The organism is Micromonospora sp. NPDC007208 (genome assembly GCF_042869175.1).
Classification (GTDB): Bacteria; Actinomycetota; Actinomycetes; order Mycobacteriales; family Micromonosporaceae; genus Micromonospora; species Micromonospora foliorum.
This window is the reverse complement of sequence record NZ_JBIAFG010000013.1, coordinates 1-21,506: the sequence shown is the minus strand read 5'-3', so window position 1 is coordinate 21,506 and position 21,506 is coordinate 1. Positions and strand designations below refer to the sequence as shown.

General features: G+C 73.0%; 20 protein-coding genes and 1 riboswitch. Of the genes, 9 read left to right on the top strand and 11 right to left on the bottom strand.

Translation table 11 applies throughout. The annotated features are described in order from the left end of the window. The first annotated feature begins 2 nt into the window (after nt 1-2). Nucleotides 3-779, top strand: a complete 777-nt coding sequence (pstB, locus tag ACFYL6_RS23295; protein ID WP_112584183.1) for a phosphate ABC transporter ATP-binding protein PstB — start codon at nt 3-5, stop codon at nt 777-779. A 231-nt stretch (nt 780-1,010) separates the two neighbouring features. Here the strand turns inward: pstB and ACFYL6_RS23290 are convergent, their stop codons facing one another. Continuing rightward, nucleotides 1,011-1,844, bottom strand: a complete 834-nt coding sequence (locus ACFYL6_RS23290; RefSeq protein ID WP_387174159.1) for an NUDIX hydrolase — start codon at nt 1,842-1,844, stop codon at nt 1,011-1,013. Nucleotides 1,845-2,030: 186 nt separating this feature from the next. On the opposite strand from ACFYL6_RS23290, the gene ACFYL6_RS23285 reads away from it, so the two are divergent. Beyond that, the gene (locus tag ACFYL6_RS23285) at nt 2,031-2,999 is read left to right on the top strand and encodes a Gfo/Idh/MocA family protein (RefSeq protein ID WP_387174157.1); all 969 of its coding nucleotides are present in this window, start codon (nt 2,031-2,033) and stop codon (nt 2,997-2,999) included. Between the two features lie 56 nt (nt 3,000-3,055). Here ACFYL6_RS23285 and ACFYL6_RS23280 read toward each other — a convergent pair whose 3' ends face one another. From ACFYL6_RS23280 to ACFYL6_RS23270, 3 genes are all read right to left on the bottom strand, one after another. Next, entirely contained in the window at nt 3,056-4,063 is a 1,008-nt protein-coding gene (locus tag ACFYL6_RS23280) for an inorganic phosphate transporter (protein WP_091402868.1), read from the bottom strand. Nucleotides 4,064-4,067: 4 nt separating this feature from the next. Further along, nucleotides 4,068-4,694 carry a DUF47 domain-containing protein gene (locus ACFYL6_RS23275; RefSeq protein ID WP_053655020.1) on the bottom strand — a complete coding sequence of 209 codons (627 nt, stop codon included), beginning with the start codon at nt 4,692-4,694 and terminating at the stop codon, nt 4,068-4,070. 127 nt (nt 4,695-4,821) lie between these two features. Beyond that, the gene (locus ACFYL6_RS23270; RefSeq protein WP_387174155.1) at nt 4,822-5,763 is read right to left on the bottom strand and encodes a PPK2 family polyphosphate kinase; all 942 of its coding nucleotides are present in this window, start codon (nt 5,761-5,763) and stop codon (nt 4,822-4,824) included. 234 nt (nt 5,764-5,997) lie between these two features. On the opposite strand from ACFYL6_RS23270, the gene sigJ reads away from it, so the two are divergent. Next, nucleotides 5,998-6,963: an RNA polymerase sigma factor SigJ gene (gene sigJ / locus ACFYL6_RS23265; RefSeq protein ID WP_387174153.1), complete on the top strand. Its 966-nt coding sequence runs from the start codon at nt 5,998-6,000 to the stop codon at nt 6,961-6,963. Between the two features lie 24 nt (nt 6,964-6,987). Here the strand turns inward: sigJ and ACFYL6_RS23260 are convergent, their stop codons facing one another. Beyond that, nucleotides 6,988-7,494: a DUF402 domain-containing protein gene (locus ACFYL6_RS23260; protein ID WP_387174151.1), complete on the bottom strand. Its 507-nt coding sequence runs from the start codon at nt 7,492-7,494 to the stop codon at nt 6,988-6,990. Nucleotides 7,495-7,596: 102 nt separating this feature from the next. Here ACFYL6_RS23260 and ACFYL6_RS23255 point away from each other — a divergent pair, with 102 nt between their 5' ends. Next, on the top strand, nt 7,597-9,801 hold the full coding sequence (locus ACFYL6_RS23255) for an ATP-dependent DNA helicase (RefSeq protein WP_387174149.1): 2,205 nt from the start codon (nt 7,597-7,599) through the stop codon (nt 9,799-9,801). 170 nt (nt 9,802-9,971) lie between these two features. On the opposite strand, the gene ACFYL6_RS23250 is transcribed toward ACFYL6_RS23255, so the two are convergent. Next, entirely contained in the window at nt 9,972-11,336 is a 1,365-nt protein-coding gene (locus tag ACFYL6_RS23250; RefSeq protein WP_387174147.1) for an AI-2E family transporter, read from the bottom strand. A gap of 105 nt (nt 11,337-11,441) precedes the next feature. Here ACFYL6_RS23250 and ACFYL6_RS23245 point away from each other — a divergent pair, with 105 nt between their 5' ends. Both ACFYL6_RS23245 and ACFYL6_RS23240 read left to right on the top strand, forming a co-directional pair. Further along, entirely contained in the window at nt 11,442-11,780 is a 339-nt protein-coding gene (locus tag ACFYL6_RS23245; RefSeq protein WP_030327790.1) for a co-chaperone GroES, read from the top strand. A gap of 93 nt (nt 11,781-11,873) precedes the next feature. Continuing rightward, nucleotides 11,874-12,041, top strand: a complete 168-nt coding sequence (locus ACFYL6_RS23240; RefSeq protein WP_167362445.1) for a hypothetical protein — start codon at nt 11,874-11,876, stop codon at nt 12,039-12,041. Nucleotides 12,042-12,105: 64 nt separating this feature from the next. Here the strand turns inward: ACFYL6_RS23240 and ACFYL6_RS23235 are convergent, their stop codons facing one another. After that, the gene (locus ACFYL6_RS23235; RefSeq protein ID WP_387174145.1) at nt 12,106-13,596 is read right to left on the bottom strand and encodes a PrsW family intramembrane metalloprotease; all 1,491 of its coding nucleotides are present in this window, start codon (nt 13,594-13,596) and stop codon (nt 12,106-12,108) included. Between the two features lie 23 nt (nt 13,597-13,619). Then, nucleotides 13,620-13,740: riboswitch (SAM riboswitch) on the top strand. Between the two features lie 46 nt (nt 13,741-13,786). Here ACFYL6_RS23235 and ACFYL6_RS23230 point away from each other — a divergent pair. Further along, entirely contained in the window at nt 13,787-15,055 is a 1,269-nt protein-coding gene (locus ACFYL6_RS23230) for an aminotransferase class V-fold PLP-dependent enzyme (RefSeq protein ID WP_387174143.1), read from the top strand. Between the two features lie 13 nt (nt 15,056-15,068). Here ACFYL6_RS23230 and ACFYL6_RS23225 read toward each other — a convergent pair whose 3' ends face one another. Beyond that, entirely contained in the window at nt 15,069-16,304 is a 1,236-nt protein-coding gene (locus ACFYL6_RS23225; protein WP_387174141.1) for an aromatic acid exporter family protein, read from the bottom strand. Nucleotides 16,305-16,411: 107 nt separating this feature from the next. Between ACFYL6_RS23225 and ACFYL6_RS23220 the strand changes: the two genes are divergently transcribed. Then, nucleotides 16,412-17,068: a metal-dependent phosphohydrolase gene (locus ACFYL6_RS23220; RefSeq protein WP_387174139.1), complete on the top strand. Its 657-nt coding sequence runs from the start codon at nt 16,412-16,414 to the stop codon at nt 17,066-17,068. Here ACFYL6_RS23220 and ACFYL6_RS23215 read toward each other — a convergent pair. Next, entirely contained in the window at nt 17,040-17,324 is a 285-nt protein-coding gene (locus tag ACFYL6_RS23215; protein WP_387174137.1) for a DUF4031 domain-containing protein, read from the bottom strand. The genes ACFYL6_RS23220 and ACFYL6_RS23215 overlap by 29 nt on opposite strands. Nucleotides 17,325-17,392: 68 nt before the next feature. On the opposite strand from ACFYL6_RS23215, the gene ACFYL6_RS23210 reads away from it, so the two are divergent. Next, on the top strand, nt 17,393-18,793 hold the full coding sequence (locus ACFYL6_RS23210; protein WP_387174135.1) for an FAD-binding oxidoreductase: 1,401 nt from the start codon (nt 17,393-17,395) through the stop codon (nt 18,791-18,793). 10 nt (nt 18,794-18,803) lie between these two features. Here ACFYL6_RS23210 and ACFYL6_RS23205 read toward each other — a convergent pair whose 3' ends face one another. Both ACFYL6_RS23205 and ACFYL6_RS23200 read right to left on the bottom strand, forming a co-directional pair. Beyond that, nucleotides 18,804-19,340 carry a hypothetical protein gene (locus ACFYL6_RS23205; RefSeq protein WP_387174133.1) on the bottom strand — a complete coding sequence of 179 codons (537 nt, stop codon included), beginning with the start codon at nt 19,338-19,340 and terminating at the stop codon, nt 18,804-18,806. Nucleotides 19,341-19,428: 88 nt separating this feature from the next. Then, nucleotides 19,429-21,294: a glycerol-3-phosphate dehydrogenase/oxidase gene (locus ACFYL6_RS23200; RefSeq protein WP_387174131.1), complete on the bottom strand. Its 1,866-nt coding sequence runs from the start codon at nt 21,292-21,294 to the stop codon at nt 19,429-19,431. Nucleotides 21,295-21,506: the final 212 nt, after the last annotated feature.

Sequence of the window (21,506 nt, the reverse complement as noted above, 5' to 3'; positions counted from 1 at the left end):
CCATGGCCAAGCGCGTCTCCGCCTCGAACGTCACCGCGTACTACGGCGGCTTCAAGGCAATCGAGAACATCAACCTGACGGTCGAGCCGAAGACGGTCACCGCCCTCATCGGGCCCTCCGGCTGCGGCAAGTCGACGTTCCTGCGGTCGATCAACCGAATGCACGAGGTGCTGCCGGGTGCCCGGGTCGAGGGCAGTCTGACCATCGACGACCAGGACATCTACGACCGGGACGTGGACGTCACCGCGGTCCGGCGCACCATCGGCATGGTCTTCCAGCGACCGAACCCGTTCCCCACCATGAGCATCTTCGAGAACGTGGTGGCCGGGCTGAAGCTCAACGGGGTCCGCAAGAAGTCGATCCTGGAGGACGCGGCCGAGAAGGCCCTGCGCGCCGCGAACCTGTGGGGCGAGGTCAAGGACCGGCTGGGCAAGCCCGGCGCGGGCCTCTCCGGCGGTCAGCAGCAGCGGCTCTGCATCGCCCGGACCATCGCGGTCGAGCCGCAGGTCGTCCTCATGGACGAGCCGTGCTCCGCCCTGGACCCGATCTCCACGCTGGCGATCGAGGACCTGATGTTCCAGCTCAAGGACAAGTTCACGATCATCATCGTGACGCACAACATGCAGCAGGCCGCGCGGGTGTCGGACCGGACCGCCTTCTTCTCGATCGAGAAGACCGGCGACCCGGGCCGGCTGATCGAGTACGACAACACCCAGAAGATCTTCAGCAACCCGAGCGTGAAGAAGACCGAGGACTACATCACCGGCCGCTTCGGCTGAGCCGCTGGCTCCCGGTCCGCGAGGGGCGTCGGTCGACCTGACCGGCGCCCCTTCTGCGTACCCGGAGCGGTTCGCGGCCCGCCCCATCCCCAAGATCGCGCTGGAACCTGGAAGCAGTGGCCTCCTCCGCGCGACCACACCACTACTTCCTGGATCGAGCACGATCTTGCAGCGAGGGCGGCCAGTGGCGGCGCGATCTCGGCGGGCGGGCGTTGGCGGGTGGGTGGGGCGTCAGCCCAGGACGAAACGGGGTTCGCCGTCCGAGGGCAGGTCCAGGCGCGGGGTGATCGGGGTGGCGGCGTCCCGCTCTGCCGCCGCGCGCGCCACGCCGGCCAGGTCGCCGGCTGCCGCCACCTCGGCCAGCGTGACGATGGTCGGTGGCAGCATGGTCAGCTCGCCGGCTCGCGCGCGGGCCAGGGCGTCCGCCGGCCGGATCCACAGGGTGTGGTCGGCCTCGCCGGAGACGTCGCGGGTCCGCTGGCCCGCCGGCAACAGGGCGATGAAGAAGTACGTGTCGAAGCGGCGCGGCTCGAACTCGGGAGTGATCCACCGGCTCCAGGGCAGCAGCAGGTCCGACCGCAGGGTGAGCTGACGGTCGGCGAGCAGCGCCGCGAAGCCCAACCGGCGCCCCTCCAGGTCCTGCCGGGCCGCCTCCCAGTCGTCGCCGCTGACGTCGCCCACCACGGTCTCCCGGTTCGGGCCGGCGAGCAGTACGCCGGCCTCCTCGAAGACCTCCCGCGCGGCGGCGCAGACCACCGCCTGCGCGGCCTCCGGGGCCACCCCGAGCCGGTCCGCCCACTCGCCCGGTGTCGGGCCGGCCCAGTCCAGGTGCGCCTCCGAGTCGGAGCGGTCCACCCCGCCTCCGGGAAAGGCGTACATTCCGCCGAAGGTCATCGCGGCGACCCTGCGGATGACGTACACCTCGAAGTCGGTGTCGGTCGGACGCAGCAGCAACACGGTGGCCGCGACCCGCGGCGTCGCCGGGGTGCCACCCTCGGCCTGGAACCGGCGGGCGTGCTCGACCAGGGCGGCCGGGGCGGCGAAGCCGTCACTGTCGATCGTCATGCCGCGAGCCTAGTTCCCGGCGGCGCGCTCGCCGGCCGCGCGCCAAGCCACGAAGCGGTCGACTCGGTCGGGTGGCGTCGGGGCAGGAAACAGGGCCAGGCAACACGCGAGCCGCGCAACACGCGAGCCGCGCAAAGCACGGCGGGCAGCAGCGGGCGGTTCACCTGGCTCGGCTAGCGTTCCGGCATGACTCGTTGGGGCATCCTGGCCACCGGCCACATCGCCAGCCGTTTCGCCGAAGACCTCCGGCTGGTGCCGGACGCCGAGTTGGTCGCGGTCGGTTCCCGCGCCGCGGAGAGCGCGCGGCGCTTCGCCGACACGTACGGCGCGAAGCGGGCCTACGGCTCCTGGGTGGAGTTGGCCGCCGACCCGGAGGTGGACGCGATCTACGTGGCGACCCCGCACTCCGCGCACTACGAGGCGGCGATGACCTGCCTCACCGCCGGGCGGGCGGTGCTGTTGGAGAAGCCGTTCACCCTCGACCTGGCCACCAGCACCGAGTTGGTGGAGACTGCCCGCGCCGCCGGGGTCTTCCTGATGGAGGCCATGTGGATGCGGCTGAATCCGATGATCCTGCGGGTGGTCGAGCTGATCGCGGACGGGGCGATCGGCACGGTGACCGGGGTCCGGGCCGACTTCGGGGTGGCCGGGCCGTTCCCGCCGGAGCATCGGATGCGCAACGCGGCGCTGGGCGGGGGTGCCCTGCTCGACCTGGGGATCTATTCGATCAGTCTGGCCCACCTGCTGCTCGGGGTGCCGCAGCACGTCCGGTCCTGGGCGCAGCTCGGCCCGGAGGGGACGGACGAGAACACCGGCATGCTGTTCGGCTACGACAGCGGCGCGCTGGCGACGCTGAGCTGCGGCATGGTCGGGTTGAGCGGGCAGACCGCCTCGATAACGGGCACCACCGGCCGGATCGACCTGCCGGAGCCGTTCTTCCGGCCGGGTTCGGTGACAGTGCACCGGGCCGGCGCGGAGCCGGAGACGATCGTCGCCGACGGGGCCGGCAACGGCTACCAGTACGAGGCGATCGAGGTGCAGCGCTGCCTGGCCGCCGGCCTGACCGAGAGCCCGGTGGTGCCGCACGCCACGACCCTCGAGGTGATGGCCCTGCTGGACACGGTCCGCGAGCAGATCGGCGTGCGGTACGTCTGAACAGGGGAAGGGCCCCCGACCACGGCGAGACCGTGACCGGGGGCCCTTCCAGAAACTCAGCCGAAGAGCGGCCGGACCAGCAGGTACGTGACGCACGCGATCAGCGCGGCGGCCGGGAACGTGATGATCCAGGCGAGCACGATGTTGCCGGCCACGTTCCAGCGAACCGCGGAGAGTCGCTTGGTCGCGCCCACACCCATGATCGCCGAGGTGATGGTGTGGGTGGTGGAGATCGGCGCCTTCAGCACCAGGGCGTTGAAGTAGAGCACCGCGCTGGCGACGGTCTCGGCGGCGAAGCCCTCCGGCGGCCCCAGGTCAATGATCTTCCGACCGAGGGTCCGGATGATCCGCCAACCGCCGGCGTACGTGCCGAGGGCCAGCATCGTCGCCGAGGTCCAGAACACCCACCCCGGGATGTGCGTCTTGCTCTCCTGGAAACCACCTGTGTAGAGCGCCAGCACCACGATGCCCATGGTCTTGGCGGCGTCCTGCATGCCGTGGCCGACCGACATGGCGGCGGCCGAGGCGGTCTGCGCCCAGCGGAAGCCCCGGTTGAGCTTGCCCGGCTGCCCCTTCCGGAACAGCCACAGGATGGCCAACATCAGCAGGTAACCGAGGGTGAGGCCGACGATCGGCGACAGCACCATCGGCAGCAGCACCTTCTCGCCGATGTTGCCCCACTGCACGATGCCGCCGGTGGAGAGCAGGGTCGCGCCGACCAGGCCGCCGAAGAGCGCGTGCGAGGACGACGAGGGCAGACCGAAGTACCAGGTGATCAGGTTCCAGGCGATGGCCCCGAGCACCCCGGCGAAGACCACCCCGAGGCTGTTCACCCCGGTCGGGAGGGTGACCAGACCGTCGCCGACGGTCTTGGCCACGCCCGCGCCGAAGTGGGCGCCGACGAAGTTGCCGACCGCGGCGAGCCCGAGGGCGATCCGGGGTGTCAGCGCCCGGGTGGAGACGCTTGTGGCGATCGCGTTGGCGGCGTCGTGGAAGCCGTTGGTGTAGTCGAACGCCAAGGCCACCGCGATCACCGCCAGCACGGCGATGAGTTCAGGGGACACCGGCTCAGGACTCCTTGACGGCGATGGTCTCGACGGTGTTGGCCACGTGCTCGAAGGCGTCGCAGGCGGCCTCCAACTCGTCGGCGACCTCCTTCATCTTCAGCACCGTCAACGCGTCGTACTCACCGGAGAAGAGCCGGACGAGCAACTGCCGGTTGATCCGGTCGCCCTCGTTCTCCAGCCGGTTGCACTCGATCCAGTAGTCCTCAAGATCCTTCATCGACTTGAGCCGGGGCATCGCGTCGGCGGTCAGCTTGGCCTGCTGGTCGAGCACGTTGACCATCTCGTGCAGCTCGCGGGGAAGCGCCGGAAGCTCGGTCAGCCCGTAGAGGTACAGCAGGTCGCCGACCGCTTCCAGGTGGTCCATCACGTCGTCCAGCAGCGAGCCGAGCCGGTAGATGTCCTCCCGGTCGAACGGGGTGATGAAGGTCGAGTTGATCTTCTTGTACAGGTCGTGGGTGATCTGGTCGCTGTCGTGCTCGACCTCGGTCAGCCGCTCGCTGACGGACTGCACGTCCACGCCGGGCAGGGCCAGCTCGTTGAGCAGCGCGGTGCCCCGGACCAGGTTCTGCGCGGCCCTGGTGAAGAGCTCGTAGAAGGCGCCCTCGGTGGGGCGGAAGGAAAACTTCACAGCACAGACCTCGTCGCGTCGGTGGAAGGGTGGCGGCGCCCGAGAGCGCCCGCTCGGTGAATGCTAGGAAACGGCTGAACGGGGAATTCGCCGGCCCACCCCTGGCCAAGCACCATTCACCGCTCGTTCACCTGCTGTTCATCTCGGCTGCCCCACCCGCACCCACGCCCCCAGCCAGCAGGCGCTTCCGCTCCCGCGCCACGTCGAAATCGGCAGCCGGATACCCCAGATCGAGCGTGTCGAACGTCTCACGCAGCAGGTGGGCCACCGCCCAGTCCCGGTACCACTTGCGGTCCGCCGGCACCACGAACCAGGGCGCGGCCTCCGTGCCGCACCGGCTCAGGGCCTCGGCGTACGCGGCCTGGTAGTCGTCCCAGTGCCCGCGCGAGTCGATGTCCGAGGGGTTGTACTTCCAGTGCTTGCGCGGGTCGGTGAGCCGGTCCAGCAGGCGCTCGCCCTGCTCGGCGTACGAGATGTGCAGCATCACCTTGATCAGGGTGACGCCGTCCTCGGTCAGCTCCCGCTCGAACGAGTTGATCTCGTCATAGCGGACTCGCCAGGTCGTCTCCGGCACCAGGGAGCCGACCCGGGCGATCAACACGTCCTCGTAGTGCGAACGGTTGAACATCCCCACGTACCCCGGCGGCGGCAGCTCACGGCGGATCCGCCAGAGGAAGTCGTGTCGCAGTTCCTCGCTGGTCGGCGGCCCGAACGAGCGGATGTGCAGGCCCAGCGGGTTCATCGCGCCGGCCACCCGCTTGATCGTGCCGTCCTTGCCGCCGCAGTCCATGGCCTGGAGCACCAGCAGCACCCGGTGCGCCGGCCGCTCCGACCCGGTCTTGGCCATCGCGAAGAGCATCTCCTGCTGCCGGGCCAGCTCCTCGCCGACCAGCTCCACCTGCTCCCGCGCCCAGGTCTTACGGTGCTCGCTGCGGCCCGCCACCTCCGGCAGGCCGGGCATGGACCGCGGGTCGATCGCGCCGAGATCCACCGGCGCGGTGACCCGCAGCAGGTCCCGCACGGAGCCGCCGTCCGGTGCCACGATCCGCCCTTGCTGGGGTGCGCTCATGCACGGATCATCGCCCACCCACCGCCTTTCCGCCCGCCGAGAGCCGCCTCCGGGCCTGGGCCCGCCGACCTGCGCCCGCTGCCTCCGCCCGCCGAAAGCGTCGGCCCGCCGACCGGCGTCCGCCGACCTCCGCCCGCCGAAAGCGTCGGCCCGCCGGGCCGTTGCGGGGCAGCCGGCACCCCCGCTCGGCGGGAGGATGTAGGCCGGGACGCCGACCGGAAGGGGTGGTGGGTCGTGCGGGAACTGGCGACGGAGTTCGAGGCCGAGCGGGGCCGACTGCTCGCGGTGGCCCACCGGATGCTGGGCAGCCGCAGTGAGGCGGAGGACGCGGTGCAGGAGACCTGGCTGCGCTACGCCGGGGCGCTGGCCGACCCGGCGGCCCGCGCCGAGATCCGTGACCTGTCCGCGTGGCTCACCACGGCCTGCGCCCGGATCTGCCTGGACGTGCTCCGCTCGGCCCGGGTCCGCCGGGAGGCGTACCCGGGGCAGTGGCTGCCGGAGCCGGTGGTGAGCCCGTTGGGGGGCCGGCCGCCGGCCGACGGCTACGCGCCCGACCCGGCGGAACGGGCGGTCCGCACCGACCAGGTCGGCACGGCGCTGCTGGTGGTGCTGGAGCGGCTCGCGCCCGAGCAACGGGTCGCCCTCGTGCTGCACGACGTGTTCGCGCTGCCGTTCGCCCGGGTCGCGGGGGTGCTCGGCACCACCGAGGTGGCCGCCCGGCAGCTCGCCTCCCGGGCGCGACGGGCGGTCACCGCGCCGGACGTACCCCGACACACCGCCGGCCCGGCCGAGCAGCGTCGGGTGCTCAAGGCGTTCGTCGCCGCCACCGAGTCCGGCGACCTGGACCAGCTCCTCCAGGTGCTCGCTCCGGACGTGGTCTTCGTCGGCGACTCGGGCGGGCACTTCCCCGCGGCCCGTCGGCCGGTGCTCGGCGCGGACGCCGTGGGTCGCCTCACGCTCGGCCTGTTCGGCCGGACCGGCCGGTACGCCGACCGGGTCCTGGCGCGGCTCGTGCTCGTCGACGGCGCGCTCGGTCTTCAGTTGGAGACGGCGCACAGCGACGGGCGGCCGGTCCGTCTGGTCACCGCGTTCGCGGTGGACCGGGGCCGGATCACCGCCATCTACAACCAACTCAACCCGGAGAAACTGACCGACCTGCCGCCGCTCGACGCCGACGACTGCTGGCCACCGCGCTGGTGAGCCGGCCCGACCGGGCGGGCGGCGTCAGACCACCAGGGCCAACCACTTGCGGTACGCGGTGGCGAACGGCTCGGTGCCGTCGCCCAGGGCCCCGAACAGCCGTTGTGCCGCGGCTTCGGCTTCGGCCACCACGTCGTCCGGGTAGCCGAACCGGGCCCGGTGCTCGGCGAACTCGTCCTCGTCGAGCAGCTCCACCAGGCCGGTGGCCCGACGCCGGACGACGTCCAGGTCCAGGTCGATCAGGTGGACGGTGTCGTCGGACTCCCAGCGGGCCGGGGTCGCGATGTCGCAGTAGACCTCGCTGGTGCGGGGCGGGGGGTTGAACATGGCCGTCCACCAGGCGCGATGTGGCACCAGCAGCACGAACGGGATCTTCTCCACCGAGGGCCGGCCGTGGTAGACCGACTCGGTGCCCTCGGGCACGCCGAGCCAGATGCCGAGATCGTCCTCGGTGAGCCGGCGGGCCGGGTAGTCGCGGTGGGCGCTGCCGTCGTACTTGCGGTAGATCACGCGGACCATGTCGCTCGGCATGATTCGCACCCTAACCGATACAGCCCAACGCGTCGTAGCGCGGCCGTAACCGGACGGGGTCGGCCACGACCCCTGCTTGGTCGGCTTCGCGCCACGCGGCGGATGGGCGCGGCCGGTGTCGGCGGCGCCGGGTACCGTCGCACGGTGACTCCGCCCCGCACCGCCACCGGTTCCGCCACCCCGTCGGCCCGTGCCAAGGGCCGGCGGCGGGGTGCCCGGCCCAGTGGCACGGAGCTGCTGGCGGCGGCGGTGGGCGCGGTGCCCGGCGGCGCGGAACGCCCCGGCCAGTTGCAGATGACCACGGCGATCGAGGAGTGCGTGGCCGGCGGCGAGCACCTGCTCGTGCAGGCGGGCACCGGCACCGGCAAGTCGCTGGCCTACCTCGCGCCGGCGCTCACTGTGGACGGCCCGGTGGTGGTCTCCACCGCCACCCTGGCGTTGCAGTCCCAGCTTGTCGACCACGACCTGCCCCGGCTCGCCGACGCGGTCGAGCCGGTGCTCGGCCGTCGGCCCACCTTCGCCGTGCTCAAGGGCCGCCACCACTACCTCTGCCTCGCCCGACTGGACAACTCCACCGAGGAGGAGCCGGAGGACACCCTCTTCGACGCCCCCGCGGCGCGTCCCGGTGGCGGGACGAAGTGGCTCGGTGAGGCGGGCCGGTTGGGTAAGCAGGTCGAGCGGCTGCGCGACTGGGCCGAGAAGACCGCCAGCGGCGACCGCGACGAACTAGACCCGGGCGTCGACGACCAGGCCTGGCGGCTGGTGTCGATGCCGGCCCGCGAGTGCGTCGGCGCGACCCGTTGCCCGTTCGGGCAGGAGTGCTTCGCCGAGGCGTCGCGGGCCCGCGCCCGGGAGGCCGACATCGTGGTGACCAACCACAGTCTGCTCGCGGTCGACATGCTCGCCGACCGGCACATCGTGCCGCCGCACAAGCTGCTCATCGTCGACGAGGCGCACGAGCTGGCCGACCGGGTCTCCTCCGCGGCCCAGGCCGAGCTGGTGCCGGAGCTGATCGACCGGACCACCCGACGGGCCCGTACGCTGCTGCGCCCGGAGACCGCCGAGGCGCTCACCGCCGCCGGCGACGCCCTCGCGGTCGGGCTGGCCGAGGCGCCGGCCGGGCGGATAACCGCGGGGTTGCCGACGCCACTGCGGGAGGCGTGCACGCTGCTCGACGCGGCGACCCGCTCCGCCCTGGATGCGATCGGCGACGTCAAGGCCGACGACCCCGACCCGGTCCGCAAGCAGCAGGCCAAGGCCGCCCTGGACGAGCTCTCCACCACCGCGCAGCGGCTGCTGGAGGAGGGCGACCACGACGTGGCCTGGGTGGAGAAGAACGACAGCGGCAGCCGCCGGGCGCTGGTGGTCGCCCCGCTGTCGGTGGCCGGCACCCTCGCCACCCACCTGTACGACGAACGCACCGTCGTCGCCACCTCGGCGACCCTGGCGCTGGGCGGCCGGTTCGACACGGTCGCCCGCGCCCTCGGGCTGGACGCGCCACCGCCCGCCCCGCCGACCCCCGCCGCAGCCGCGTTGGCCGCCCGCACCGGCCCCGGCCGGCCGGCCGCCGAGACGCCGGGCCGTCGCCTCGCCGGCGAGGTCACCCCGAACGCCGTCGTACCGGCCACCGAGGGCCCCGGGTGGCGGTCACTCGACGTCGGTTCGCCGTTCGACTACGCCCGGCAGGGCATCCTGTACGTCGCCGCGCACCTTCCCCGCCCCAGCGTCTCCGGGCTGCCCGAGGCTGCCGGAGAGGAGCTGCTCGGGCTGGTCGAGGCACTCGGTGGTCGTACTCTCGGGCTGTTCTCCTCCCGGCGGGCCGCGCAGCAGGCGGCGGAGCTGTTGCGCGCGCGGACCGACCTGCCGGTGTTGCTCCAGGGCGAGGAGGCGCTGCCGCTGCTGGTGCGTCGCTTCCGCGAGGAGCGCGCCAGCTGCCTGTTCGGGGTGATGTCGCTCTGGCAGGGGGTGGATGTGCCGGGTGACGCCTGCCAGCTCGTCGTCATCGACCGGCTGCCCTTCCCCCGGCCGGACGAACCATTGGCTGCTGCCCGCGCGGCGGCCGTGGACGCGGGCGGCGGCTCCGGCTTCGCGGCGGTCAGCGTGCCGATCGCGGCGGTCCGGCTGGCTCAGGGCGTGGGCCGGCTGATCCGGGCGACCGGCGACCGGGGCGTGGTCGCGGTGCTCGACTCCCGGCTGGAGACGGCCCGCGGCTACGGGCCGTTCCTGCGCCGTTCGCTGCCCCCGTTCTGGTACACGACCCGCCCAGAGGTGGCCCGGGGCGCCCTGGAACGCCTGGCCAAGTCCTGACCCCCGCGCCGCAGGCGAGCCGCCGGGTGGGCAAACCCAAGATCGCGCTACAACATGGAAAGAGTGGTCTCCCGCTGGCGGGAGGCCACTCTTTCCATGATCGTGCGTGATCTAGCGGGCGGCGGGACGCGCAGCCCAGACGCCGGCGCGCAGCGGGACGCGCGCCGGGTCTAGGGGGCCTGGGAGGCGACGACGACGGCGTCGGGTGGGGTGTCCGGGACCCTTCGGGCGGCAAGCCGGCGGACCGCGGTGTTCAGCACCGCGATCAGCGGCACGGAGACCAGGGCGCCGGTGATGCCGGCGAGTACGACACCGGCAGCGATGCCGATGATCACCGCGAGCGGGTGGAGGGCGACCGCCCGACCCATGATCAGCGGTTGGAGCACATGCCCCTCGATCTGCTGCACGCCGATCACCGCGCCGAGGATGATCAACGCGGTGACCGGGCCGCTGTCGACGAGGGCCACCAGCACCGCCACGCCACCGGAGAGCGCCGCACCGACGATCGGGATGAACGCGCCGAGGAAGACCAGCGCGGCCAGCGGGAAGGCGAACGGGATGTCGAAGACGACCAGGAAGATGCCGATGCCGACCGCGTCGATGAAGGCGACCAGCACGGTCGCCCGGACGTAGGCGCCGAGCGTGTGCCAGGAGGCGCGGCCGGCGTCGTCGACCTTCCACCGGGCGGCAACCGGCAGTAGCCGGACCAGGAAGCGCCAGATCCGGTTGCCGTCGCGCAGGAAGAAGAACGTCGCGAAGAGCACCAGCAGCGTGCCCGTCAACACCTCGGCCAGTGTCGCGGCGGTGCTCAGCGCGCCGCTGGTGAACTTCGAGGTGTTGTCGTTGATCCAGGCCTGCGCCTCGTCGATGTAGCGGTCGAGTTGGGTGTCGGAGAGGTGCAGCGGCCCGGTCTTCAGCCAGTTCTGGATCTGCCGGACGCCCTCCGACGACTTCTCGCTCAGCTCCGGTACGCCACGAATGAACTCGTTGACCACAAGCGTCAGCGTGCCGATCACCGCGGCCAGGCCGCCGACCAGCACCACCGCCGTCGCCAGCGACCGGGGGAACCGGATCCGCAGCAGCCAGCCCACCGCCGGCGCGAGCAGCGCGGAGAGCAGCAGCGCGATGGCCAGCGGAATGATCACGATCTTGATCGTGCCGACGATCCGCAGCAGCGCCCAGGCCACCACGCCGATCACGATCAGCCGCCAACACCACGCGGCGGCGATCCGCAGCCCGTGCGGAACGTCGGCGTCGTCCCGGCTGGTGGTGGAGCTGTGCAGGTCCACCGGAGCTTCCGCGCCGTAGACCGTGGCGCTCGGCGGCGCGGTCGGCCCCGGCACGGCCGGCGACGCCACCCGGGCCGAGTCCGACGCGTCGTTCAGCGCTTCACTCGACGCGCCCTCGTCGGCGCGCGCCGACTCCTGTCGTGACTGGTAGGCGCGGCGAAGCCGCCCGCGTACCCGCTCGAAGCGGCTCAAGCGCACCTCCTGGCAGAAAACCCGGCCCGCCAACGGCGACAGGTCGGACAGCATACGTCCGTTCCCGACACCGTAGGGCGGTTCCGCCACACAATGCCCCGACCACCTCCGGCGTAACCACCGGCAGGCCACTGTCGGCCACACGGTAGCGTCTGCGGCGTGACCGCCGACAACGATCTCGACGCCGGCCTGCCGATCCGCCTGCTGCACGACCGTGTGCTGGTGCGCATGGAGGGCAGTGAGGGCGAACGCCGCTCCACCGCCGGCATCGTCATTCCGGCGACCGCCGCGGTCGGCAAGCGCCTCGCCTGGGCCACCGCCGTCGGGGTGGGCCCGAACGTCCGCGCCATCGTCTCCGGCGACCGGGTGCTCTTCGACCCGGACGACCGCTCCGAGGTCGAGCTGCACGGCCGCGGGTACGTGCTGCTACGGGAGCGCGACGTGCACGCCGTGGCCGCCGAGCGGATCGAGAACGACTCGACCGGCCTCTACCTCTGACGCGCCTCCCCCGGCCACCAGGCCCCGCCGCGCGCCGTTTGCCCAGCCGCACGACGGGAAGCCATCCGGCGACCGTGGCCCTGGGGAGGGACGATGCCGGTATTCGTGAAGAAGCTGTTGACCTGGGGCAGTGTCGCGTTCCTGATCTACTTCATGGCCTTTCGGCCGGACGGCGCCGCGCAGATGTTCCGAGGGATCGGGGCGGCGCTTATCGCGATGTTCCAGGGCCTCGGTGACTTCCTCACCTCGCTGCTGGCCTGAACCGCTCTGCTGACCTGTGCCGCCGACCGCCGGCCGGCGACCACCGGCCGGCAGGCGGCAGCCGTCAGGGGTGGGTCGGCGGCCAGGGCGGCGCCGATCGCGGGCCGGGCCAGCCGGGCGGGGCGTACCCCGCCGGAGCCGGGGCGGGAGTCAGCACCACCGGGATCGGCACCACCGGCTCGTCCGGCGCGTCCACCGGGCGTTCGGTGCCGTCCGGGAAGCGCAGGTGGTAGCGGCTGCCGTCCCAGACGCCCGCCGGGGCCTGCGGGTCCCGACCGACGAAGAACGACCGGTACGCGGTGATCGCGTCCAGCAACTCCCGCTCCTCGCGGGCCGTCCGCTCCTGGTCGGCGGGCTTGCGGTCCAGGCCGCGCAGCGTCCCGTCGCGCAGCAGGGCCAGCCGGGTGGCGGCGGACTGGTAACCCCGCATCGCCCGTACCCCGGCGTCGCCGGCCACCCGCCGCGCCCAACTACGGGCGGCGTGTCGCCGGCCGAGACTGCTCAGGGCGGCCACCTCGGGCGGGCTGAGCCAGCCGGCGCGTACGTAGTCGGGCAGTGCCCGCTCGGTGAGCCGCCCCTCCCAGGCGCGCAGCCACAGCGCCAGCCCCACGGTGCCGAAGAAGACCGGCACCATGAGGCCCAGGAAGCCGTACAGCATGATCATGGCCTCGCCGGTGGCCTGGGTCAGCGTGGGCAGCAGGTTCCACGTGCCGTGCAGCATCATCGCCAGCAGCAGGCCGGCGATCGGGGCGAGCACCCGGATCCGCCGGTCGGCCGTCCGGGAGGCGATACCCAGCCCCACACCGGTCATCGAGGTGAAAAGGGGATGAGCGAATCCGAACAGCAGGATCCGCAGAATGAAGATCGCGATGACCTGCTGGATGCCGGTGGCCGGGCCGTAGCGGTCGGCGCCGGACGCGTAGCCCAACCCGCCCAGGTAGAGGATGTTCTCCACCATGGCGAAGCCGACCGCCGCGAGCCCGCAGTAGACCAGGCCGTCGGTGATCCCGGACCACTCGCGGCGGCGGAACACCAGCAGCAGGATCGGGCCCAGCGCCTTGGTCAGCTCCTCGATGAACGGCGCCACCAGCACCCCGGTGAGCGCGGACGGCAGGCCCCAGTCGGCGAAACGGTTGGCGGCGAAGTCGTTCACGGTGAGCGAGGCGGCGGTGGAGACGAACGCTCCCCAGGCGAAGCAGAAGATCAGGTACTTCAGCGGCTCGGGTTCGTACCGGTCCAGCCAGAGGAAGCAGGCGACCAGCACCGGCACCGGCAGGATGGCGGCGACCACCCCGATCAGCAGGGCCTGCGCACCGAGCGACTGGCCGAGGGTGAAGACCATGAACACCGCGCACGCCGCGATCAACAGCACCACCCCGGCCAGCACCAGGAACCGCCGCCAGCCCAGTCGGCGCAGCGGCATCCGGGGCGTCTCGCCCACGGGTGGGGCGGCGGGCGCGGGCGGGGCGGCGGGCGACGGCGGCAGCGGTGAACCGGGCGGGGTGTCGGCCATGCGGTCAGCGTAGCCATCCCCCGCCGGCTGGTTCGGTCGCATCGGTAGCCGCTATGCTGCCGACAGGTCACGAGCGCCAGCGTCAAGCCCCGGCTTGCTGGCCGGCAACCCTCGTCGAGTTCGCGGTGGGGTGCCCCGGGTGATGACCGGGCCCAGCCCGATCGGTGTGCTGGGCAAGCGCGGACCCCGTCCCGATGTCGCACCCGGGGTCCCTGACCCCGGAGGTTCCGGCGTGTCCGTCACTCTCGTTCCCGCACTGCCCAGCCTGCCCACCGTGCCGTCGGCGCCGTCCGCGCCGCTCGACGTCCTCGGCGTGCCCGGCGAGATCAACCTGGACTACGCGGCCAGTGCGCCGTGCGCGCGGGCCGCCGCCGACGCCGTGGCCGAGCTGCTGCCCTGGTACGCCAGCGTGCATCGCGGAGCGGGAGCGCTGTCGCGGCGCTGCACCCTCGCGTACGAGCAGGCACGGCAGACGATCGGTGACTTCTTCGGCGCTCGCGCCGACGATCACGTGATCTTCACCCGCAACACGACGGACGCGCTCAACCTGCTGGCCCGGGCCGTGCCGGCCGGCACCACGGTGGTCACGTTCGCCTCCGAGCACCACGCCAACCTGCTGCCCTGGCCGCGCGGGTCGGTACGGCTGCCGGTGCCCGCCGACCCCGACGGGGCGGTACGCGACCTCGCCGCCGCCCTCACCGAGCTGCGCCGGGGCAGCAGCCCGGCGCTGCCGGTGCTGGTCGCGGTGACCGGTGCGAGCAACGTGACAGGTGAGCGGTGGCCGGTCGCCGAACTGGCGCGGGTGGCCCACCGGCACGGTGCCCGGATCGTGCTCGACGCCGCGCAACTCGCCCCGCACGCCCCGGTCGACCTGCTCACGCTCGACGTCGACTACCTGGCCGTGTCCGGCCACAAGCTGTACGCGCCGTTCGGCGCGGGCGTGCTGATCGGCCGGGCGGACTGGCTGGACGCCGCCCCGCCGTACCTGGCCGGTGGTGGGGCCACCAGCCACGTCGGGCCGGCCACCCACGACGTGACCTGGGCGACCGGCCCGGCCCGACACGAGGGCGGCACCCCGAACCTGCTCGGCGCGGTTGCCCTGGCGGCGGTGTGCGCGGCGCTCGACGACGCGGACCAGGCCGCGCTGGCCGCCCACGAGCAGGCCCTGCTGGCCCGGCTGCGGACCGGCCTCGCCGCCCTGCCGCACGTCGTCGAGCTGCGCACCTTCGGCCCGGACGCGCCCCGCGTCGGCATCGTCTCGTTCGTGGTCGCCGGATGGGACTCCACCGAGGTGGCCGCCCGGCTGGCCGCCGAGCACCACATCGGCGTACGGGACGGGTTGTTCTGCGCCCACCCGCTGGCCCGGCGTCTGCTCAGCGAGGCGGCGGGGCGGACCGGCCGGCGGGACCTGCCGCCCACCGCGCTCCGCGCCAGCATCGGGCTGGGCAGTACGGCAGCCGAGGTGGACCGGCTGCTCGCGGCGCTGGCCGAGCTGGGCTGACCGCGGCCTGCGCTCAGCCGACCGGCGGGGCGGTGGGTGGCTTGGGCGCCTCGCCGGCCTCGGCGGGTTCACCGACCGGGCGTTCCTGCTCCCCGAAGGCGGTGCGGATCCACCGGTTCGCCTCCTCCTGCTCGATCCCGGAGGCGACCAGCAGGTCGCTCGCGGTGGTGCGGATCTGGGCGATCACCACGCTGCCGGAGAAGCCCACCCCGGCGCCGTACGCCCGGCCGGCCTCGCTGACCGCCCGCAGCGACCGTTCCCGGGCCTTCTGCGGCTCCTCGCCGGCGGCGAACTCGTGCTTGAGCAGCCGGACCGACTCGGCGAGGTGGCCGATCGCGTCCGGCATCGGATCGGGCACCGGTTCCTCGTCCTCGACAAGCGTGACGGACCGGCGGATCAGCGTGCCGCTGTTGCGCATCGCCCGGTCGATCGGGTCGGCTGCCTCCGCGTAGTGGGTGAGTTCGTCGCGGCGGTGCCAGCGGGCCGGGGAGAGGGTAGCCGTCTCCTTCGCCCCCTCGATCGCCTCGCCCAACGTGGCCAGTTCATCCTTGTTGTTGCGCAGCCTCTCCAGCGCGCTCTGGATGGCGGCGCGGTCCCGGTTGCGTAGCCCGTCGGCGGTGGCGTCGAGCTGGGAGGCGAGCAGGTCGAGGGCGGGTCGGGCGGCCCGGTTGATCACTCGGAGCGGGTTCAGCGGCAGCAGCACGGCCGTGACCAGCAGCGCGATCCCACCGCCGAGGAACGCGTCGACGAAGCGGGGGATCTCCAGGTTCTGGGTCGACGGGCTCAGCGTCACGATCAGCACCGCCGTGGCCGCCGCCTGGATGACGATGGCCACGCTCGCCCCGGCGAAGATAGTGAGCAGGATCGCCACCGTGACCACCAGGCCGAGCTGCCACGCCCCGGTGCCGAGCAGGTAGATCAGGAGGTCGCCGACGAACACCCCGACCCCCACCCCGACGATCAACTCGATGGTCCGGCGGAACCGCTGTCCGACCGACGCGGCCAGGGTGCCGACCGCGGAGATCGGCGCGAAGACCGGTTGCGGGTTGCCGAGCACCTTGTGCGAGATCAGGTACGCGAGCCCGGCGGCCAACCCGGCCTGCACGGCGAGTCCGCCGGCCATCCGTACCCGGTGCAGCCGGTCGTGCAGGGTGGCCCGGCCACGGTGGCGCAGCTGTTCGGTGGCCTCGGCGATCCGCGCGCCGTCGACGTCCACCAGCCCGTCGCGCAGCGCGGTACGTCGCACCATCGGAGCTCGCTTGTCCCGGGCCACGGCCATGGGCGCGACTACCCGTGGTGGGCCCGCTGAATCCTCCCTTCCGGCGCGTCCCGGACGGATGCGGCAGACTCGGGCGGGTGGGTGAACTGCTGGACCGGTGGCGGGCGGCGGCCCGGGCCGCCGGCGCGAGGTCCGATCCGGATACCACCCGGGCCGGGGAGGAGCTGCTCGCCCGGTGGCGGGAGCCGCACCGGCACTATCACACGCCGGCCCACCTGACGGCGGTGCTCGATGTGGTGGACCAGCACGCCGACCTGGCCGCTCGGGCCGACGTGGTCCGGCTGGCGGCCTGGTTCCACGACGCGGTCTACGACCCCCGGGCCGCTGGCGACGCCAACGAACGGGACAGCGCCGCACTGGCCGAGAGCGTGCTCACCAGGCTCGGGGTGCCGACGCCCACGGTGGCCGAGGTGCGCCGGTTGGTGCTGCTCACCGCCGGGCACACGGTGGCGCCGGGCGACCGGGACGGCGCGCTGCTCTGCGACGCGGACCTGGCCGTGCTGGCCGCGCCGCCGGCCCGCTACGAGCGGTACGCGGCGGCGATCCGCCGGGAGTACGCCCACGTGCCGGAGCCGGCCTTCCGGGCCGGGCGGGCCGCCGTGTTGACCGGTCTGCTGGCGCTGCCGGCGCTGTTCCGACTGCCACCGCTGGCGAGCCGTTGGGAGGGGCCCGCCCGGGACAACGTGCGCCGCGAGCTGGCCACCCTCACCGGGGAGCCGGAGAACGCGGGCTGACCAGGTGCTTCGGCCGCCGCAGACCGGCGGCGCGGAGCAACCGGACCAGCTCCCGGCTCGGCACCACCTGAGCACCGAGCCACACCGCCGCCGCGAACCGGTCGGCCGGAATGTCGTAGTGGTCCCGGTCGAAGCCGCGCCGGGACGCGCCGAGTGCCTCGGCGAAGGCGTGCAGCTCGGCGTACGAGACATCACTGATCAGGTGCGACCAGAGCCGACCGCGCCACGGCCAGGCCGGCCGGTCCAGATAGAGCATGGTGCCCAAGTTATCCCGCGCAGTCGATCATGTTGATGATCGCCGGTCGGCGACCTAGCCTCGGCTGTATGGCCCCCACCGCGCTCCTCGACGACCTGCGCGCCGCGCTCGGTGACGACGCCGTGCTCACCGACCCGGACCTGCTGCGCATGCACCAGCGGGACGAGGCCGACCTGTGCGCCGCGGGCATTCCGCTGGTGGTGACCCGTCCGCGCACCACCGAGCAGGTGGTCGCCGTGGTCCGGGCCGCGGCGCGGCACGGCGTACCGGTGGTGCCGCAGGGCGCGCGGACCGGGCTGGCCGGCGCGGCGAACGCGGTGGACGGCGCGGTGGTGCTCAGCACCGTCGCGATGGCCGAGATCCGGGAGATCGACCCGGTGAGCCGCATCGCGGTAGTCCAGCCGGGGGTGGTCAACGCGGCGCTGGCCGGGGCGGTGGCCAAGCAGGGCCTCTGGTACCCGCCGGACCCCGGCTCGTGGGAGTCGTCCACCATCGGCGGCAACGTGGCCACCAACGCCGGCGGCATGTGCTGTGTGAAGTACGGCGTGACCACCGAGTACGTGCTCGGCCTGGAGGTGGTGCTCGCCTCCGGCGAGGTGCTGCGCACCGGCCGGCGTACGGCCAAGGGGGTGGCCGGCTACGACCTGACCCGGCTGTTCGTCGGTTCGGAGGGCACCCTCGGCGTGATCACCGAGGTGACCGTGGCGCTGCGGCCCGCCCCGGCCGACTCGCTGACCCTGGTGGCGGTCTTCGGATCCACCGCCACGGCCGGCGCGGCGGTGGCCGAGATCGCGGCTCGCGGGCTCACCCCCAGCCTGCTGGAGTTGCTGGACCAGACTCACCTGCGGGCGATCGAGGCGTACCAGCCGATGGGGTTGCGGACCGACGCGCAGGCCCTGTTGCTGGCCGCCGCCGACACCGGCACCCGGGCGGCGGAGGACCTGGCCATGCTGGCCGAGGTGTGCGAGGCCGTCGGCGCCGACGAGGTCTACGCGGCCACCGACGCGGTGGAGGCGGCGGCGCTGCTCCAGGCTCGCCGGCTGGCCCACCCGGCCATGGAGAAGTTCGCGGCGGACGCCTACCCTGGCGGCAACGGCGGTCTGGTGATCGACGACGTGGCGGTGCCGCGCGGTGCCCTCGCCGCGCTCCTGGACGGGGTGGCCCGGATCGCGGTCGAGTGCGAGGTGCCGATCGGCGTGGTGGGGCACGCCGGGGACGGCAACATGCACCCGAACATCGTGGTCGACCGGGCCGACCCGGCGAGCGTGGAGCGGGGCCGGCGGGCGTTCGACGAGATCATGCGGCTCGGCCTGGGCCTGGGCGGCACGTGCACCGGCGAGCACGGGGTGGGGCTGCTCAAGCGAGACTGGTTGGCCCGGGAGATCGGGCCGGTCGGGGTCCGGGTGCATCAGGCGATCAAGTCGGCGCTCGACCCGGCCGGCCTGCTCAACCCGGGCAAGGTGCTCTGACCGGCTGCGGTCAGCCCTTGACCTCGGCCGGGGTCGCCTGGGTGAGCAGCAGCAGGATCTCCCCGGCGACCGGCGTGAGCTCCTCACCCGGGCAGTCCTGCGAGGTGATCAGCCCGGTCGAGGTGATGAGGCTGGACGTCAGCGCGTCGATGCAGGTGGTCCGGTACCGCCGCGCCTGGTCGGTCTCGTCGGCCAGCCTTGGGTTGGCGAGCAGCACCTGGAGCCGTTCGGTCAGCTCCGGTGCGAGGGTGCCCCGGGAGGTCACGCCGTCGCCGGCGCAGTCGACGCACTGCCACGCGCCGTTGCGCTCGACGCTGAGGGTGCGCATCGGCCCGTCCTCGCCGAGCCGCTGGAGCAGGCTGACCTGACCGGCGGCGACCGTGGTGGGGATCTCCAGTTGCGATCCGCCACCCGCGGTGCCTGCGGTCGGTTGCGCCACCGGCCCGTCCGGCTTGTCCCGGTCGAAGAGCGAGCACCCGGTCAGGGCACCGACGAGCGCGACGGCGACGAGGGATACGAGGAGACGAGGGCGCGCGCGGGGTAGCACGCGCGGAAACCTACCCCACCGTAGGTAGCGTTCGAAACCACCATCCGGGCCGGTATCGATGGTTACCCATCGGTAACGTCGCAATTCGTCACCGAGCGGACGAGCGCAGCTCCGCCTGATCGTCGCCACCCCGGTCGGCCGCGTAACCCCGGACGTCCGGGGCACCGAGGCGGGCCGCGTCCGCCGCCGCGTCGTCCGGCATCAACTGCGACTGCCGCTCCGCCTCCACCCGGGCGCGGTAGTGCTCGACCTCCCGTGCCCGGGTGGCCGCGTCCCAACCGAGCACCGCACCCATCAACTCGGCGGTGTGCTCCGCCGACTCCAGGCCCCGGTGGCTGGTCTCGAACGAGATCCGGGTCCGCCGGGTCAGCACGTCCTCCAGGTGCAGGGCGCCCTCGGCCCGCGCCGCGTAGGCGACCTCCGCCGCCAGGTACTCCGGGGCACCGGCCAGCGGGGACGCCAGCAGCGGATCGGCGTCGACAAGCGCCAGCAGGTCCAGGGTGAGGGTGCCGTACCGCTCCAGCAGGTGCTCCACCACACCCACCGGCACCCCGTGCCGGCGAGCCAGGTCGGCCCGGTCCCGCCACATCGCCGGGTAGCCGTCGGCGCCGAGCAGCGGCAGGTCGGCGGTGCGCGACGAGCGGGCGCCACCGAGCCGGCGAGCGGCCCGGTCGACCACGTCGGACGCCATGACCCGGTACGTCGTGTACTTGCCGCCGGCGACCAGCAGCAGCCCGAGCATCGGCTCGAAGACCGCGTGCTCCCGGGAGAGCTTCGAGGTCGAGTCGGCCTCGCCGGCCAGCAGCGGGCGCAGCCCGGCGTACACCCCCTCGATGTCGGCGGTGGTCAGCGGCCGGTCCAGCACGGTGTTGACCTGCTGGAGGAGGTAGTCGATGTCGCGGGCCGAGGCGGCCGGGTGGGAGCGGTCCAGTCGCCAGTCGGTGTCCGTGGTGCCGATGATCCAGTGCCCGCCCCACGGGATGACGAAGAGCACCGAACTCGCCGTACGCAGGATGAGGCCCGTCTCGCCGGTGATCGCCGAGCGGGGCACCACCAGGTGCACCCCCTTGGAGGCGCGCACCCGGACGCCGGGCCGCAGGCCCACGTCGTTGAGCATCCGGGACATGTCGTCGCTCCACACGCCGGTGGCGGCGATGACGGTACGGGCCTGCACCTCGAACTCCGCGTCCGGCGAGCCCGGCGGCGCCTCCAGGTCCCGGACGCGGACGCCGGTCACCTCGCGCGCCTGCCGGATCAGCCCGACGGCGCGGGCACTGCTCACCACCGTGGCGCCGAGGCTGGCCGCGGTGCGGGCCAGGGTGACCACCAGCCGGGCGTCGTCGACCTGACCGTCGTAGTAGCGGATCGCCCCGGCCAGCGCGTCCGCCCGCAGACTCGGGAAGATCCGCCGAGCGCCCTCCCGGGTCAGGTGTCGGTGCAGGGGCATGCCCCGGCCACCGCCGAACACCCCGGCGAAGGCGTCGTAGGCGGCCACCCCGGCGCCGTAGTACGAGCGGCGGAAGATCCGGGCCGGCAGGTCCCGCAGGCCCCGCCCGGCCGGCAGCGGAACCATGATCGGCACCGGGCGTACCAGGTGCGGCGCGAGCCGGGTGGCCAGTAGGCCGCGCTCGGTGAGCGCCTCGTGGACCAGGTGGAACTCCAACTGCTCCAGGTAGCGCAGGCCGCCGTGGATGAGTTTGCTGGACCGGCTGGAGGTGCCGGCGGCAAGGTCACGCGCCTCGACCAGCGCCACCTTCAGGCCCCGGGACGCCGCGTCCAGGGCGGCACCGGCACCGGTCACCCCGCCCCCGATGACCAGCACGTCGAAGCGCTCGGCGCGCAGTCGACGCAGGTCGGAGACACGGCGGACCGGTGAGAGCTGACCGGCGACGGATCGGGAGACATTGGGGTCGCGCACCCGTCCACCGTAACCGCCGTGCCACCGGGTCGACATTCGCCGCCCGCCCGTCGACTCCGGTCTGACTGACCCCGGCGCGAGCCGCTCTGTCTGAGGAAAGCCCCGATCCAGGCCGACCTCTCGCAGATCTTGGACAGTTTCCGTCAGCCGCTGACTATTGAGTCCCATGACATCTGTCAGTGTTGAAGTCCCGATACATGTGTCAGTTGGTTGGGATCTTGGGTGTGCTGGTAGATGGTGCCTGGCAT